Source organism: Ruegeria meonggei, from assembly GCF_900172215.1.
Lineage (GTDB): Bacteria > Pseudomonadota > Alphaproteobacteria > Rhodobacterales > Rhodobacteraceae > Ruegeria > Ruegeria meonggei.
In genome coordinates this window covers 202435-217507 of the sequence record NZ_FWFP01000004.1, presented here as the reverse complement: position 1 = coordinate 217507, position 15073 = coordinate 202435, and the positions used below count along the sequence as shown (strand labels likewise).

The window sequence follows — 15073 nt, the reverse complement described above, 5'->3', positions numbered from 1 at the left end:
CGTCAAATAAGACGCTACGGAAGGAAATGCAATCAGCGCCTGAGTGCAAGGCGTGCTGTCAGCCAACTGATCATCATCACGGCGAAATCCACATACAGCAATTGCCGCAGAACGCTTGTGTCGGACATGTCATATGGAAACAAGTACAGCGCCAGCCCACTAAGACTGTCGGGCAGCGAAATGAACAGAAGGGCTACGATATTGTTGAAAAAATGCAAGGCGATAGCCGGGCCCAGGGTCCCTGCCCGCGCGGTCAGATCTGCAGCGCACAGGCCAAAGACGCAAGACCAGACAGCAATCAGCATCGCGTTTTCACCGGCAATGCTGGGCGCATAGTGGCCAGCGGCAAACAATAACGACGGTACCCCCATCCAGATGATCGGGGATCGAAAACGTGCAGCCAGACATTGCTGCATGTAGCCGCGAAACAGAACCTCTTCGGCGCTGGTCTGAATAAAAACGGCCCCAAGGGCCAAGGGCAGAAAAACAAGCCAGTGCGAAAATTCCAGATTTTGCTCCAGCGGCTGCCCCAGCCCATAAGGAGGTAGAACCGCAATGATCAGAGTTACTATTAGTAAAGCTTCAAAAACACGCCGAAATTGCGTGATCGCCAGGCTGTAAGGGCCAAGGATCGACCGCAATGACCTACGTTGCAGCTGCTGCGCTGCCAGAGCCACACCAAGGGTGGTAAAACCAAAGCTGGCAAGCACGATGACCACGGCCATTGGGGTTGCGCCGCGCAAAAAATCCTCGGCCCTTTCAAAAGATCCCAGCGACGCAACCGAGGTGAATAGGACCAGGTTCGACCCGGTCACAACAATTGCGACGATGGCCATACCTAAAAGAAATCGCCAAAACTCGGGTTTGGCGCGCCCATCCCGCACAAGCCCTTCATGGGCTGAATAGGCCGAATTACGCATTCTCACCTGCATCTTCCACGCCCACGATCTGTGGAACCTCTGGGAAAAAGGCGTTGGGGTTTTCGGCATCGCTGATTCTGCTGGCCAGCCCGGTCAGGTTCAGTGCGACGGCCTTCAAAAGCTGCGCTGCGACCGAAGCATCGCTTTCCAGCACTGCACGCAATTCCTCCGCGCCAATACGCAGGAACGAGCAATCGGTATTGGCGACCAGATCCAACTGCCGGGCCTCGCCAGTGATAATGGAAAGATCACCGATCAGGCGACCGGGCTCGATGACCGACACAACCCGTTTCCCGCCCATATCATCCGGCCAATCCAACCTGGCCTGCCCTGTGATGCACAGATAGGCCGCGTCCGGGGCCTGCCCCTTGGAAAAGATGACCTGACCAGCCGCCGCATCATACCATTGCGCTGAAAAGGCCAGCAGGCGCTGGTTGCGGCCATCGATGCCGGAAAACAACTCGGTCGAGGAAATGATCTTGAGCTTGCGGCTCAGATCAGCTGTCGCCCCTGTGTCATCCAGACTATGTGTTTTCGATACCCCATCAATGCGACCGTCCTTGATTTCGACGAATAGGTCATAGGCTTCGGGATGAGCGAAGTGATCTTCCATAAAGATCATGATCGATTCCGGCAGCAACTCACGCAGCTTCAGGCGTGTTCTCAACCGGCTTTCCGAATCGTGGCTGGCCAGGGCCTTGTCCAGGACCAGAACGTCCGGACGCTTGATCCCGGCACGCGAGAACGCCGCACGTTCCTGAAACACCGTCGGCAGGTTGTTTCCGCCCAGACCCGAGGGCAGGTCATAGATGATCGTGGCGGCGCGGCGGCGCAGCCCGGCTTCGTTCATGGCATCGGCCACAACATCTTCAATCTCGTCCCTATGTGCCCCAGCCATAAGGGAAATGCGCCCGTACAGTGCGTTTTCCATCACCGTCATACGGGCGATATAGGCGTCGGGTGTCACCGGAATGAACATGCCATTCATCGACGCCCGTAGCCTTTCAGCCTGACCGCTGCGAATGGCCAGGATCTTGTCCTTGTATTCGTCTGGAAAATCCGGGCCGATCTGTTCCGCGGTCAACAGGAATGGAACGGTCAGCAACAAGGCGCGTTCCTGTTCAGAGATACTTGCTTCGCCCTTGGACTTGCGCCGCTCTTCAATATCCAAAAGTCGGTGGTACATGTCCTTTGTCATACCCAGACGCAAAAACAACGGATGATCGGTGCCATCGCGCCCAAAGGTCTGGTTCAGCGTCTCAATCACTGCGTTCGAGATTGCCATCGCATCGTCGTCCAGCTCGTGTCGTCGCAGCATGGACATGAACCGACCGTCGCCGGCCAGAATATCCGGCGAGATATCGTGCGATGGTGCTGCATATAGCAGGTTTCCACCCAACGGGACGGCGGGATTGAAACGTGCAGGATCAAACCGATAGACATACCTTTCCAACCCCTTCTCCCGCAACCTCTCGGCCACTGTATCGCGCAGGTTCACGATATCTTTCGCCAGTGCCGGGTGCTGTTGGGGATTGAACTGAGTACGCAACGTACGGCGAAACATGAACTCATCAATGCCCATCGCTTCGACCAGCTTGAACCACCAGTCGCGGATGTCCTCGATATCGTCCAGTCCAGCCAGTCCCGGATCGATCCATTCGTCCGACAGGGAATCCGTGGGGTTGCCTGCGCGGGCGGCTTCGATCTGCCAGCGTGATGGGGCCTTTAGCGCCTCGGCTTCGTGCTGCGGGTGCGTGCGCAGAGGCATCAAAAGATTGTCGCCCAGGGTCCCGTCGAACAGGTAGGGCCTAGAATAGGCGTACCCGATCCGCGCTGCGATCACGGATTGGTGCAGGGTCTGGATGTCATGCCCGGCGATCGTGACGTCGCCCTGCACGGGCAAAAGCTCTCGGGTCAGCAATTGAGCCAATGCGCTGCGTTCAGCTGCGCTTGACGATTGAATCGCGACACGTGCGCTTTTGGGGATCGTCAGGTCGATATCTTCCAGGATGGTTTTCCCGTCGTCATCGCGCACGGTGACATTGTGCAAGACGATGTCACCGGTCAGATGAGGGATCGTTTCCGGTTCGCCCAAAAACAGGTTCTCCGGCACCATGTTGTCCGGCGCAAACCGTTCGGTCACAATTTCCCACCGCAGCGACATATCCTGCACCTGGTTGTAATAGGTCAGCAGATCCTTCCAGGGGCCGCTGAGGTCTTTATAGGCGCCAAGAGCGGCCACAAGGGCACCAACGGTGACCTCACCCGTGATCGCCAGATACCCGCCGACCGAATAGAACAGGAACGGCGTCATCTGAGTGATCAGATTGTTGAGGAATTTCATGAAGAATTTCTTGTTGTAGATCTTGAACCGGATCTCAAACAAAGTTCCCAGCCGGTGGCTGAACTGTGCCAGCCGGTATCGCCAGCCGCCATTGGTGCGGAGGTCGCTGATACCCGCCGCACTTTCCCCGATTTCCGAGCTCAGGTGGCGTACCTGCTGAATACGGTCCTTGTTCAGCAGATTGATCTGTCGCTGGAGTTTCGGGATCAACCAAGCCTGCAGCGGGATCAGCGCGATGCTGGCCAGCCCGAACCAGATACTTTGCATAAACAAAAAGGTCACGATGGTCATCATCTGACCGAACTGGAAAACCGGCTGGGCAATCGCATCGCCCATCAACCCCCCCATCGGTTCAGCTTCGGAGGTGATCATCGACACCAGCTCACCCTGGCTGGTGGTGGCAAAATAGGATTTCGGAAACCGCATACTGCGATGGATCAGGGTAAACCGCAGGCGGCGCAGCATCCGCTCGGCAAGGACGCCCTTCATCGTGTTGATGCGCATTTTCATCAGGCCGCTTGCGATCACGGTTGCCAGAAAGGCCACGCACAGGATCAACAGGTACTCGATCTGCGTCACCGTGATGCCAAGGAATGTCACGGTGTCATTGGGCGCGCCGATGGCGTCGTTGATGATCTGCTTGGGCAGCTCAAGCGACGCGTAAAGAAACGGAAACGACAATACCGTCAAACACAACAGCACAAGTTGTTGTTTCTTTGAGTATTTCCAGATGAATGCAAAAAGAGTGGGTTCCATGCCCCGGACGTGCCTCGAATTATAATGGGTGCTTTTTTGTTTGGATGATCCTGTGCAACCACGTGTCGGACGGTACGCACTGACCTGATCGATTGCAAGAATAGCGCTTGCTCTATCAGACCGAAGTCGCAATGCCCAGTCACATGCGCGTTTACGGTTCCGGAATTTTAAGGCGCCAAAATGTCAATTCACTCTTATCCCCTGGGCCGTCTTTGACTAATAAGGAGGCACGTTCACACGATGGGACCATGGGCAGACTTCTGGATCGCTATATTCACCGAAAGGTATTGGAACGCTGGCGCAAGGCCGCGCGTGACGCCGATGATGCTCCGGCATCTGATTTGCGGCAACAACGCGACGAGGCACGTAAGCTGCGCTCTCATCTGGATATGCTGCTGCACATGGCCGAAGGACGGCTGACGCGCCCCTTGATCGGTTCCGAGCAATTCCCGAAACCCTTGGGGACGGACTGGTCTTGGAGGCCGGATCTTTGGCGTGGGCCGCTGATCCGACCGGGTGTGGCCTCGGTCCCGCGCAAGGCTGTGCTGGATCGGCAAGTAACATTGTTTCACGACTGCAAGCTGTCTGAAATCGGGATGCGGCAAATCCGAAACACCCGTGACAGTGATCTGGCGGCCTTCGCGCTGACGGTCGAAGTATTCGGGTTTGCCGGTTCGTTTCTGTCTCTTTCGGTGGAATTGCCACCTGAAGCAGCGCAGGGTCTGTCGAAACAGCATCTAATGCGTGTGGACCTTTTGCTTGAGGCCGAGCACGCGCTGGAGGTTTTTGGCCGTTTGAACATCCAGCACGGGCCAAATTCGGATCAGGTTCTGCGCAAACTGGACTTGTCCGCCCCGTCCATTGCTATTGATTTCGACCTTGCGCATTTGCCCCTGAACGAACGACGGATTGAGAAGATCTGGCTGGACCTGATCTTTGAAAACCCCGGTATGAACCGCGTGGTTCTACGCGATCTGACCTTCTGCCGCCATCACCGCGCTGACTTGTGAGACCCTGGTTATGACACATTCGACTTTGACCCCCGTCCTGTTCGAAGATGGCATCTGGATGGGGCATATCCAGACCGAAACAGAGCCTGCAGTCCAAGTACATTACCGCGATCAGATTCTAAAAGACTTCACGGTCTCAGCTGCGGATAACGGCTGGGATCTGCACGTTGAGATTCCAATCTCGGCCCTGTCGGATGGTGTGCATTGTTTTGTGATTTTGGACGCATCCACGGCAGAGAAACTGGGTGATTTCACAATCATTGCTGGCAGTCCCGCATCTGAGGACTTGCGCGCCCAGATTGAGCTTTTGCGCGCCGAGTTGGACATGTTGAAACGGGCTTTTCGCCGAATGCAACACCCGGACGGCTGAACGTTCTGTAGCAGAAAAAGGACATTCCCTATCTTTTGAACGTTTTACGTGCATCATGAGGTGATCGCAGTAGTCAGGATCGCCCCATGGACAGAAGCAGCATTATCAAAGTCATTGCGCTGATGGTGACTGGGTTCGGCATCGGCATCGATTTCACCGGTGCACTGATGTTGGTTCCGGCGATTGAAAACAGCTTTGATGCGGATATCACCAGCACGCAATGGGTCTTGAACATTTACGCCCTGTTCTTTGCCATGACCATGGTTGCAGGCGGCCGGATGGGGGACATGTTTGGCCATCGCAAGATGATGCTGATCGGCCTATCGATCTTTTTGTTTTCATCCGTCATGTGCTTTTTCTCACCAAGCTTGGATTTTCTGATCGGTGCGCGGGCATTGCAGGGAATCGGCGCAGGGTGCGTTTGGCCCTGTACACTTGCGTTTGGTGCCACGAGGGTCTCCCGCCCCGAGCACCGGGCGATGATCATGGGCCTGATCCTGGCAGGCGTCACCAGCGGTAATGTCTTTGGCCCGCTGATCAGCGGGGCGGCTGTGAATTACGGAGATTGGCGGCTGTTTTTTCTGGCAAATGTGGTCTTTTCAACCATTTCGATGCTGACAGCCCTGTTCCTGATGCAGCGCGAGAAGCAGCATAAAAAAGGCGAACATATCGACTTTGCCGGGATGGCCGTCCTGTCCATTGCTGTTCTGCTGCTGCTTTACGGCCTGGATGTAGGCGAGGACTGGGGTTGGACATCTGTCCCGTTATTGTCGCTGGTTTTTGTCAGCGCCACGTTGTTCTTCCTGTTCCCCAAAGTGGAAAAACGCGTGAAAGAGCCGCTTTTACTGCCGCAGATGATGCAAAACCGGGAGTTTCGGATCACTCTGGGCCTGAACATGTTCAATGTTTCTGCGGCGTTTGTCGGGTTGCTGTATTTTCCGCAATACATGCAAAAGGTGCTGGGTTGGTCGACCTTGCAATCGGCGCTGGGGTTGGCGCCACTGACCGTATTGCTTGCTGTAGGCTCCATAGTGTCCGGGACGCTATACAATGACTTTGGACCGAAACGACTGCTGTTCTGGGGATACTTGATCGCGACAACCGGTGCAGTCAGCGTGGTGGTTTTACCCGCCGGCTTGGGCTATTTCCAGATCCTTCCCGGTATGGCCATGATCGGATTGGGGGCAACTCTGACCGTCGGACCCTCTGGGACAGCCGCAGTCTGTGCGGTGAAACCGGAACGCGCCGGACTGGTCGGCGGGTTAAGCTTTATGACCCATCTGGTATACGGCGCGATCAGCGTCGCCTGTGCCACGGCCATCATGTACGTTGTCAGCCTGCGCAGTCTGGCCAAGCAGCTGGCATCTGCAGGCGTCAACATGTCTGACGCAGATCAGAAGGCCATCAACGGCAGCACCCTGTCGACGAAATCTGCGCGCGCGGTGATGGAAAAGCTTAGCGCAGCCGAGGGTGAAATGGTCAAATCAGCCATCGCTGCGGCCTTTGACACCGGAATGAACATGGCCTTTGTCTTTGCCGCGCTGTCGGTGTCGGTCGGGGTTGTTCTGGCTATGATGTTGAATGAGGAAAAGCTGCATAAGGTGGAAGCTTGACCACTAGAAAATAGGGCCGCCTGTTTCGGCGGCCCCTGGTTGTCTACTGAGACGGTCCGTTCGGACTAAAGGCCGTCAGGCCTTTGAGGATATCGATGGCATAGGCCAGTTGATAATCCTCTTCCCGCAACTCGGCCGTAGCTTCGGCCTTGGCGCGGTCTTCTTCGATCTGACGGATTTCGTCTTCGCTCAGGCTGTCATTATTCAGACTGCCGCGCAGATCAGCCTCGGAGCGGGTGCGCGCATCGCTTTCCTCGTCCTCGGCATCAGCCACAGGACGCGGCTGTTCGACAATGATGTCAGGACTCACACCAAGCGCCTGGATCGAGCGGCCAGAGGGTGTGTAATAGCGCGATGTGGTCAGGCGCATTGCGCCGTCACCGCGCAGTGGCATCACCGTCTGCACCGAGCCTTTGCCAAAACTCTTGGTGCCGACAACAATGGCCCGGCGATGATCTTGAAGCGCGCCAGCCACAATCTCGGAGGCCGAGGCTGACCCGCCATTGATCAGCACCACAATCGGTTTGCCTTCGGCCAGATCCCCAATTGTCGCGTTAAACCGTTCCCCTTCGCCCGGATCGCGACCCCGGGTCGAAACGATCTCACCTTCGTTCAGAAACGCGTCGGATACCTTGATCGCCTGGGTCAGCAAACCACCCGGATTGTTGCGCAAATCCAGTACCACGCCGTTTACTTTTTCGATGCCGCCGACCTCTTCGATCTGCTCTTTCAGACCGGCCTCGAGGTTGGGGTAGGTTTGATCATTGAACGTGGTCACACGCAGCACAACGCTGGTGCCTTGGGTTCGGGCCCGAACAGCAGTCAGTTTGATAGTGTCGCGAATAATGGTGATATCGAACGGTTCCTGCTCACCCTCGCGCACAACGGTGATCACGATTTCCGAGCCGACCGGGCCGCGCATCAGATCAACTGCCTTGTCCAGGGTCAGGCCCAGAATGCTCTCTCCGTCGACATGGGTGATATAGTCGCCAGCCTCGATCCCGGCCTCGTCTGCCGGGGTGTCGTCGATGGGCGAGACGACTTTGACAAAGCCCTCTTCCTGCGTGACTTCGATCCCGAGCCCACCAAACTCACCGCGTGTCTGAACGCGCATTTGCTCGGCATCATCTGGCGACAGATAGCTGGAATGCGGATCAAGCGAGGTCAGCATGCCATCAATGGCAGCCTCGATCAGTTCCTCGGGCTCGACCTCTTCCACATACTGGGCGCGAATACGTTCAAAGATATCGCCAAACAGATCCAGCTGTTCATAAACGCTGGCTTTGCTCTCTGCTTCTTGCGCCAGCAAGGGGCCGGCAATCTGAGTGGTTGCGATTATACCTGCCACGGTTCCGGCCAGACCGGCCATCACAAATTTCTTCATACTCGTTTATCCATCCTTGTCGGTCCGAAACCATGATTCCGGGTCCACGGGGCTGTTTTCTTGTCTTACCTCTATATAGAGCGTTTCTGACCGGTCAGTTCCAGTGCCATCACTGCTTGTTGACAAAATTGCGCCGATTTCCGGCGTTTCGCCAGGCATCAAACCAACCGGAGTGCCTTCGGGGATCACTTGCCCGGGGTTGCCGTACACCTCTTGCAGGCCCGAGAAAACAAACAGTAACCCAGGCTGGGGTTCGAGGATCACCAGGTTGCCCAAATCCAGCAATGGCCCGCGATACCGAATCGTGGCCGCAGTCGGCGATGTAACAATCGCGCGCGGCCGGGTGCCCAGCACCACGCCCGGGCGTTTGACGCCAGCTGCATCGGTTTCTCCGGCACGGTGCAGCAATATGCCTTGGGCGGGTAAATCGATCTGACCCTTGCGATCTGCCACATCGGCGTTGATTTCAGCAATCTCACCTTCGGAGATTTCCGACAATCCGCTGGCAAAACCTTCTAACGTTTCTGTTGATGAGATCAGGATGGCGGTCCGCACCGGGTCTTCTACAAAACGGCGCGGCAGATCGGTGCGGTCGGCGATGGCCTTGCTGAGTTCAGTGCGCGCAGTCTGAACGCCGGATAAGCCCTCGGTCAGGGTTTCCGAGGCGCTTTGCTGCAATTGTCGCAGGGTCTGAACTTCTTGCAGATCAAGGGCCAGTGCCTGTGCGCGGGCGTTCAGGCCGGGGGCGACCTCGGACAGCATCATTCCAGCCCGAGCTGATCCCAGCGGCCCGGACGGATGCAGCATCAATACCGGTGGCGCGGTGGTTTCAATGGTCTGCAGCACGCCCAACAATTGCGCGATGTCTTTTTCCCGCGAGTGAAGCTCTGCCGTCAGCTGTGCCTCACGCGTGGCGGCGCGGCGCAAGCCCTCGCGCATTGCGGTCAGACCAGCCTCATAGGCCTGGATCGTTTTGGTCAGGGCGCGAACCCGGTCGCGGGCGCTGTCCGCACCAGTCAAGGAGACCGACGCCTGTTCCAGCATTTGTGCAGCATTCAATGCGGCTGTTGACGGGTCCATCTGGGCGTGGACTGGCGTCGACAACAACGTCACCAGAAGAAGCGCACGCAGGGTCATGACAACAGGCTCTTGCCGGTCATCTCTGGTGGTTGTTCAATACCCATCAGGTCCAGCAAAGTTGGGGCCAGATCGGACAGGCGTCCGTCGCGCAGCGTCGCACCCTGGGGGCCACCGACCAGTGCCACAGGCACCGGGTTCAGCGTATGCGCCGTATGCGGCCCGCCGGTTTCAGGGTCGACCATCATCTCGCAATTGCCGTGATCGGCGGTTACGATCATCGCGCCACCGGCTTTTCCCAGCGCGACAACAACCTGCGCCAATCCCTGATCTACCGCTTCGCAGGCTTTCATCGCAGCCTGCAAATCGCCCGAATGGCCAACCATATCCGGATTGGCATAGTTGGTGACGATCAGGTCATAACCCGCCTCTATCGCCTCAATAAACTTTGCGGTCACCTCGGCCGAAGACATCTCGGGCTGCAAATCATAGGTCGCCACTTTGGGCGATTGCGGCATGAAGCGATCTTCACCCACTTCGGGAGTTTCTTTGCCACCGTTCAGAAAGAACGTCACATGCGGATATTTCTCGGTCTCGGCCAGACGGAACTGGCGCAATCCCTTTTTAGCCACCCATTCGCCCAGAGTATTCACGATGAAGCGTTTGGGAAACACGGTGGTCATATAAGCGTTGTGGCCATCGGAGTACTCGACCATTCCAAGCAAAGCCGAGAGCCTGGGCCGGGGTCCAATGTCGAATCCTGCAAACCCTGGCTCACCAATAGCGCGCAGGATTTCACGGGCGCGGTCGGCGCGGAAGTTGAGGCAGAAAAGGCCGTCACCATCGTGGATGCCGTCAAAGTCATCCAGAACTGTGGGGGCGATGAACTCATCAGTTTCGGACTGGTTATAGGCGTGATCGATCGCCCCATGGGCTGATGCGGCAAGCCGACCCTTGCCTTTGACCAGTGCATTATAGGCCTCGCCGACGCGTTCCCAGCGGTTGTCGCGATCCATCGCAAAATACCGCCCGCAGACCGAGACGATACGTGCGCCTTTAGGCAGGCGGTCTTCAAGTTCGGCCATGAAGGTAAAGGCAGACTTCGGCGCCACATCGCGCCCATCCGTCATAGCATGCAACGCCACCGGCACGCCTGCATCTGTAATCGCCTTGGCGGCGGCCACGATATGGTTCAGGTGGCCATGCACACCCCCATCCGAGACCAACCCCATCAGATGCGCGGTGCCACCTGCGGCTTTCACCTTGCTGATAAACCCCTGCAGGGCGTCGTTTGCAAAGAACGATCCATCCTCGATGGCCAGATCGATCTGGCCAAGGTCCATGGCCACAACGCGCCCGGCACCGATATTGGTATGGCCAACCTCGGAATTGCCCATTTGCCCGCTGGGAAGGCCCACGTCGGGGCCATGTGTGGTCAGTTTGCCATGAGGGCCCTTTGCCATGATCGCGTCAAAGGTCGGTGTGTCGGCCAAGTAGGGAGCGTTGCCTTCTGTGTCCTCGGACAGGCCCCACCCATCAAGAATACAAAGGACTACAGGTTTGGGGGCGGTCATTTCGACTCTCCGGGTTTCTGCTCTTGGTCCGTCTTGTACCGTCTGGTCTGCTTCGGGTGAACCGCCTTTTGTGCCCTGTTGCGCAGAATTAATCCCCCGAGGGTTTGGTATAGTCCTGATAAGGCCGCGCCGTGCGTCCCCGATACTTGACCGTCAGATCCAGCGGCGCATCGTTTTCGTCATAGACGCCAAGAACAATGCCCTTGCCCCGGCTTTTGCTGCGCATCTCGATCAATTGCTGTTCCGACCGGGTTGTGCGCTGCGACTGGCGGCGCGTCCAGCTGAACAGGTGATCATACATCCCGGCGATGACATCTGCGTGGTCTGCGCGGTCACCCAGATCGATCAGCTCATCCGGGTCGTTTTCAAGATCGAACAGAATGGGGCGAAAGCCGCCCTCACAATGGATCAGTTTCCATTTTTTGTTTGCGACCATGAACATCACGGCCTCACGCACGGTCACGCCCAGCAAATCCGCAATGGGTGAGGCCGAGTAGTCATATTCGCAGATCACAAACTCTCGCGGTGCCTCATCGGCAGTGCCGTGCAGAATTGGCAGCAGAGAGTGGCCCTCCAGGATATGCCCGGCAATCTCCCCTCCGGCGGCGTCGACAAATGTGGGGGCCAGGTCAATGGATTCCACTAGCGCTTCCGACACCGTGCCTCGGGTCGCGTCGGCCTCGGGCGACGGGTCGTAGATGATCAGCGGTATTCTGGTCGAGGTATCCTGAAAGAACGTCTTTTCACCCATCCAGTGATCGCCCAGAAAATCTCCGTGATCCGAGGTCAGCACGATCATCGTGTCCTCCATCCGCCCGGTCTGTTCCATCCAGTCGAACAGGCGCCCCATCTGATCATCGGCCTGTTTGATCAGCCCCATATAGGCCGGGATCACCGCGTCCCGCACATCCTGACGCGAGAAGGTCTGGCCGATTTTCGTATCCATGAACGCCTTCAGTACCCGCTGGGCGTTCTGACGTTCAGCGTCTGAGCGGACCACCGGCAAAACATGCTGCGGCCCATACATCGAGGCATAAGGCTCCGGAACAACATAAGGCCAATGGGGTTTGATAAAGCTCAGATGGCAGCACCACGGGCCGTCATGGGTTTCCATGAACTCGATCCCCCGCCCTGTCAGATAGGGTGTCTCGCTGTCCTCTTCGGCGATATTTGCCGCCTCGGCCGAGTTTTTCAGGAACCAGCCCGAAAGGACATTGCCATCCTTATCCAGTCCGGAATTGGCAAAGTCATGCCAGGGATTGTCGCTTTCATAGCCCTTGGAGGTCAGGAACTTGTTATATTCCTTTGCGCCGTCGGGGTCGTAGTAACCATCGGGCCCTTCGGGCAGCATGCCGTCGTCCCGCTCGAACACATCAAACCCGCATTCCGCAACACGCGCGCCAATCAGGCTGTCAGGCTCCAATCCCAGCCGCGCCATGCCTTCGGCGTCGGCGCGCATGTGGGTCTTGCCGACCAGCCAGCATCCCATCCCGGTTTTGCGCAGGTGATCGCCCATGGTGATCTCACCCACTTTCAACGGGATGCCGTTCCACGAGGCTCCATGTGAATGCACATAGCGCCCGGTATAGGTCGACATGCGTGAGCTGCCGCAGATCGGCGATTGGATATAGGCCTTGTCGAAGCGAACGCCTTTTGCGGCCAAACGGTCGATATTGGGGGTATGTAGATGAGGATGACCGTAGCAGCTCAGGTAATCCCAGCGCAGCTGATCGAACATGATGAACAGGATGTTTTTGGTCTTGGCCAAATCCGAGCCCCCCGAATATTGTCGAAGACCTCTTTAGCCATTCCTGTCGTCAGGACGAAGCGCAAACTGACGTCAGGCTTATCTTTCCATCTGTTCCAGCATCTTTTTGGCCCGCTTGCACTGCAACTGGTCCCGCAACGGACTGTCAGGATCGACGTCTTTTTGGCAGACAACGCATTTATCCGCGCCTGAGATCGCGTTTAGCCCACCGCAGCTGCCTTTGATGGTTTTGCCCATCAACATAACGCCCAGCGACATGCCGACCATGATGATCAACAACAGAACAAAAGCCAGAATAAAAGTGCTCATCTTAGGTTACTCGTCAGTTGGAGCCCAAAGCATCTTTGAACGCGGTGCTATGCACGGTAATATAGGTTTCTTCGCCGCCTGTCACATCCCGTGAGATGAAATACACGGCAAGTTTATGCTGCTCCGCCAGTTCCATGCCCTTGTCCTGACCCAGTGCCAGCATCGCGGTTGCCCAGGCATCCGCCATCATCGCGTTTTCGGCCAGAACCGTAACCGAAGTTGTCCGGTGAGTGATCGGCCGGCCTGTGGTCGGATCGATGATATGCGAATAGCGCACGCCATCCTGTTCGAAGAAGTTCTTGTAGTCGCCCGAGGTTGCCATGCCCAAATCATCCAGTTCGACGATCAACTGCAGGTTCTGTGACCCCGCTTCGGGCTTTTCGATCCCGATCCGCCAGGCTTCGCCCTTGTCGTTGGTGCCCAGGGTGACCAGATCACCCCCGATCTCGACCATGTAGTTTTCGATCCCTGCTTCGCGCAGCGTTTCGGCGACCGCATCAATGCCATACCCTTTGGCAATGGCTGACAGGTTGATGCCCACGCCGGGATCTGCCTTGGTCAGGGTGTCTTGTTCGGTGTTCAGCGTTAGCAAGCGGGCCTGCCCCACGCTGTTCAGCGCCGCCTGGATATCGGCATCCGAGGGAACCGGATCATCGGGTTCGCGCGGACCAAAGCCCCACAGCTCGATCAGGGGCCCGAGGGTAACGTCAAAGGTCCCGCCGGATTTCGCGTGTACGTCGTTTGCCGCATTGATGACAAAGGCAAACTCTTTGGACACCGGTGCAGGGTCGGTGCTGGGTGATGCCGAGAATTTTGAGACTTCCGAATTCGGATCCCAGTTGGACATCTTTGCGTTTACTTGGGCTAACGTGTTTTGAACCGTTTCGGCCAGCGCGTTTTCATCCACATCCGTGCCGATTGCAGTGATGTTAAAGGTGGTCCCCATCGTTTCCCCGGACAGACGCACCACTTCGGGCTCTTTGTCGAACAGACAGCCGGAAACAAGTGTCGCAACAGCCAGGACTGGCAAAAGACGCATCGGGAACCTCCTGAGGAAAGCCGTGACCGGCGTATGCCAGCGGCCCCAATCAGAGTCAAACCGACATCAGAATTTCAGTGGTAGAAACCCAAGCATCAGCAGGCCGATACCCGCCGGAACACCAAACAGCCAGGCTTTTTTCTGCCAGCCCGGTTCTTGTTGTTTCCAGGCTTTACGAAAGTTGTGCCCACAGACAACAACAAAAAAAAAGATCAGCGCGGCTATGGGTGGGGTCAGATACAAGTTGGACAACAGGCCGAATATCCTTGGTTAGCGGCAGTTTTCCCCGGTGAGGGCATTTGTACCCTATACAGGTCAGTTGGCTGCGGTAAGGTAAAACAAAGCCATCTCAGGAATAAGAGGAGATTGCCAATGGCCCCAAGCTCTTACCAGCCGCCCACACGAGGCGACAAGACCGATGCCTCGACCCGCAGCCAATCGGTCGAATCCAACCTGTCCCACACGCAGACAACAGTTTCCAAGCTGCTTGAGGGTAAGGGGGATGCGGTGTTTGCCGTGCGCCCGACGGAAACTATACATTCGGTGGTGATTACGCTGCGGGACAAGCGGATTGGCGCCGTGGTTGTGACCGATCAGAACGGCACGTTGCTGGGCATCCTGTCCGAACGCGACATTGTGCGCCGCATGGCGGATACGCCCGGTCAAACCCTTCCGCAATCGGTCGAAGATCTTATGACCCGCGAGGTCAAGACCTGCGCGCCCGACGATCTGTTGAACGACGTGCTGAAAACCATGACCGAAGGGCGGTTTCGCCACATGCCTGTCATCAGTGACGGCAAGCTGCGCGGTGTGATCACCATCGGCGACGTTGTTCATTTCCGTCTTAAAGAACTGGAATACGAGGCACTGCGGATGAAACAGATGATCGTCGGCTAGGTCCATACGCCT

The 15073-nt window shown here is 56.8% G+C and carries 13 protein-coding genes; 4 read left to right on the top strand and 9 right to left on the bottom strand.

All coding sequences use genetic code 11. The annotated features are described in order from the left end of the window. Nucleotides 1-32: 32 nt before the first annotated feature. Together RUM8411_RS08220 and RUM8411_RS08215 are read right to left on the bottom strand one after the other, a co-directional pair. Nucleotides 33-920: a CPBP family intramembrane glutamic endopeptidase gene (locus tag RUM8411_RS08220; protein ID WP_306372835.1), complete on the bottom strand. Its 888-nt coding sequence runs from the start codon at nucleotides 918-920 to the stop codon at nucleotides 33-35. Further along, nucleotides 913-4020 (bottom strand): ABC transporter transmembrane domain-containing protein, encoded by a 3108-nt coding sequence (locus RUM8411_RS08215; protein WP_085822217.1) that lies wholly within the window; start codon nucleotides 4018-4020, stop codon nucleotides 913-915. Before RUM8411_RS08215 ends, RUM8411_RS08220 begins: the two co-directional genes overlap by 8 nt. Nucleotides 4021-4268: 248 nt before the next feature. Between RUM8411_RS08215 and RUM8411_RS08210 the strand changes: the two genes are divergently transcribed. The 3 genes from RUM8411_RS08210 (at nucleotide 4269) to RUM8411_RS08200 (ending at nucleotide 7013) form a co-directional block, all read left to right on the top strand. Next, a complete protein-coding gene (locus RUM8411_RS08210) occupies nucleotides 4269-5030 on the top strand; it encodes a DUF6478 family protein (RefSeq protein ID WP_085822216.1) in 762 nt (253 codons plus the stop codon). A gap of 10 nt (nucleotides 5031-5040) precedes the next feature. Next, nucleotides 5041-5400, top strand: a complete 360-nt coding sequence (locus RUM8411_RS08205) for a hypothetical protein (RefSeq protein WP_085822215.1) — start codon at nucleotides 5041-5043, stop codon at nucleotides 5398-5400. 86 nt (nucleotides 5401-5486) lie between these two features. Continuing rightward, nucleotides 5487-7013 carry an MFS transporter gene (locus tag RUM8411_RS08200; RefSeq protein WP_085822214.1) on the top strand — a complete coding sequence of 509 codons (1527 nt, stop codon included), beginning with the start codon at nucleotides 5487-5489 and terminating at the stop codon, nucleotides 7011-7013. Between the two features lie 43 nt (nucleotides 7014-7056). On the opposite strand, the gene RUM8411_RS08195 is transcribed toward RUM8411_RS08200, so the two are convergent. From RUM8411_RS08195 to RUM8411_RS08165, 7 genes are all read right to left on the bottom strand, one after another. After that, on the bottom strand, nucleotides 7057-8397 hold the full coding sequence (locus RUM8411_RS08195; protein ID WP_085822213.1) for a S41 family peptidase: 1341 nt from the start codon (nucleotides 8395-8397) through the stop codon (nucleotides 7057-7059). A 6-nt stretch (nucleotides 8398-8403) separates the two neighbouring features. Continuing rightward, complete coding sequence (locus RUM8411_RS08190) at nucleotides 8404-9534, bottom strand: murein hydrolase activator EnvC family protein (RefSeq protein WP_085822212.1); 1131 nt, start codon at nucleotides 9532-9534, stop codon at nucleotides 8404-8406. After that, a complete protein-coding gene (gene gpmI, locus RUM8411_RS08185; protein WP_085822211.1) occupies nucleotides 9531-11048 on the bottom strand; it encodes a 2,3-bisphosphoglycerate-independent phosphoglycerate mutase in 1518 nt (505 codons plus the stop codon). Before gpmI ends, RUM8411_RS08190 begins: the two co-directional genes overlap by 4 nt. A gap of 88 nt (nucleotides 11049-11136) precedes the next feature. After that, complete coding sequence (locus tag RUM8411_RS08180) at nucleotides 11137-12786, bottom strand: sulfatase-like hydrolase/transferase (protein ID WP_370738034.1); 1650 nt, start codon at nucleotides 12784-12786, stop codon at nucleotides 11137-11139. 108 nt (nucleotides 12787-12894) lie between these two features. Beyond that, complete coding sequence (nqrM, locus tag RUM8411_RS08175) at nucleotides 12895-13125, bottom strand: (Na+)-NQR maturation NqrM (RefSeq protein WP_085822209.1); 231 nt, start codon at nucleotides 13123-13125, stop codon at nucleotides 12895-12897. A gap of 13 nt (nucleotides 13126-13138) precedes the next feature. Further along, on the bottom strand, nucleotides 13139-14164 hold the full coding sequence (locus RUM8411_RS08170; protein WP_085822208.1) for an FAD:protein FMN transferase: 1026 nt from the start codon (nucleotides 14162-14164) through the stop codon (nucleotides 13139-13141). Between the two features lie 66 nt (nucleotides 14165-14230). Further along, a complete protein-coding gene (locus tag RUM8411_RS08165; protein ID WP_085822207.1) occupies nucleotides 14231-14416 on the bottom strand; it encodes a hypothetical protein in 186 nt (61 codons plus the stop codon). 120 nt (nucleotides 14417-14536) lie between these two features. On the opposite strand from RUM8411_RS08165, the gene RUM8411_RS08160 reads away from it, so the two are divergent. Then, nucleotides 14537-15061 (top strand): CBS domain-containing protein, encoded by a 525-nt coding sequence (locus RUM8411_RS08160; RefSeq protein WP_085822206.1) that lies wholly within the window; start codon nucleotides 14537-14539, stop codon nucleotides 15059-15061. Nucleotides 15062-15073: the final 12 nt, after the last annotated feature.

Coding starts and splice junctions, on each gene's coding strand:
- RUM8411_RS08215 (WP_085822217.1), bottom strand. CDS start 4,020: ATGGAACCCACTCTTTTTGCATTCATCTGGAAATACTCAAAGAAACAA.
- RUM8411_RS08190 (WP_085822212.1), bottom strand. CDS start 9,534: ATGACCCTGCGTGCGCTTCTTCTGGTGACGTTGTTGTCGACGCCAGTC.
- RUM8411_RS08220 (WP_306372835.1), bottom strand. CDS start 920: ATGCGTAATTCGGCCTATTCAGCCCATGAAGGGCTTGTGCGGGATGGG.
- RUM8411_RS08180 (WP_370738034.1), bottom strand. CDS start 12,786: ATGTTCGATCAGCTGCGCTGGGATTACCTGAGCTGCTACGGTCATCCT.
- RUM8411_RS08200 (WP_085822214.1), top strand. CDS start 5,487: ATGGACAGAAGCAGCATTATCAAAGTCATTGCGCTGATGGTGACTGGG.
- RUM8411_RS08195 (WP_085822213.1), bottom strand. CDS start 8,397: ATGAAGAAATTTGTGATGGCCGGTCTGGCCGGAACCGTGGCAGGTATA.
- RUM8411_RS08205 (WP_085822215.1), top strand. CDS start 5,041: ATGACACATTCGACTTTGACCCCCGTCCTGTTCGAAGATGGCATCTGG.
- RUM8411_RS08210 (WP_085822216.1), top strand. CDS start 4,269: ATGGGCAGACTTCTGGATCGCTATATTCACCGAAAGGTATTGGAACGC.
- nqrM (WP_085822209.1), bottom strand. CDS start 13,125: ATGAGCACTTTTATTCTGGCTTTTGTTCTGTTGTTGATCATCATGGTC.
- RUM8411_RS08160 (WP_085822206.1), top strand. CDS start 14,537: ATGGCCCCAAGCTCTTACCAGCCGCCCACACGAGGCGACAAGACCGAT.
- gpmI (WP_085822211.1), bottom strand. CDS start 11,048: ATGACCGCCCCCAAACCTGTAGTCCTTTGTATTCTTGATGGGTGGGGC.
- RUM8411_RS08170 (WP_085822208.1), bottom strand. CDS start 14,164: ATGCGTCTTTTGCCAGTCCTGGCTGTTGCGACACTTGTTTCCGGCTGT.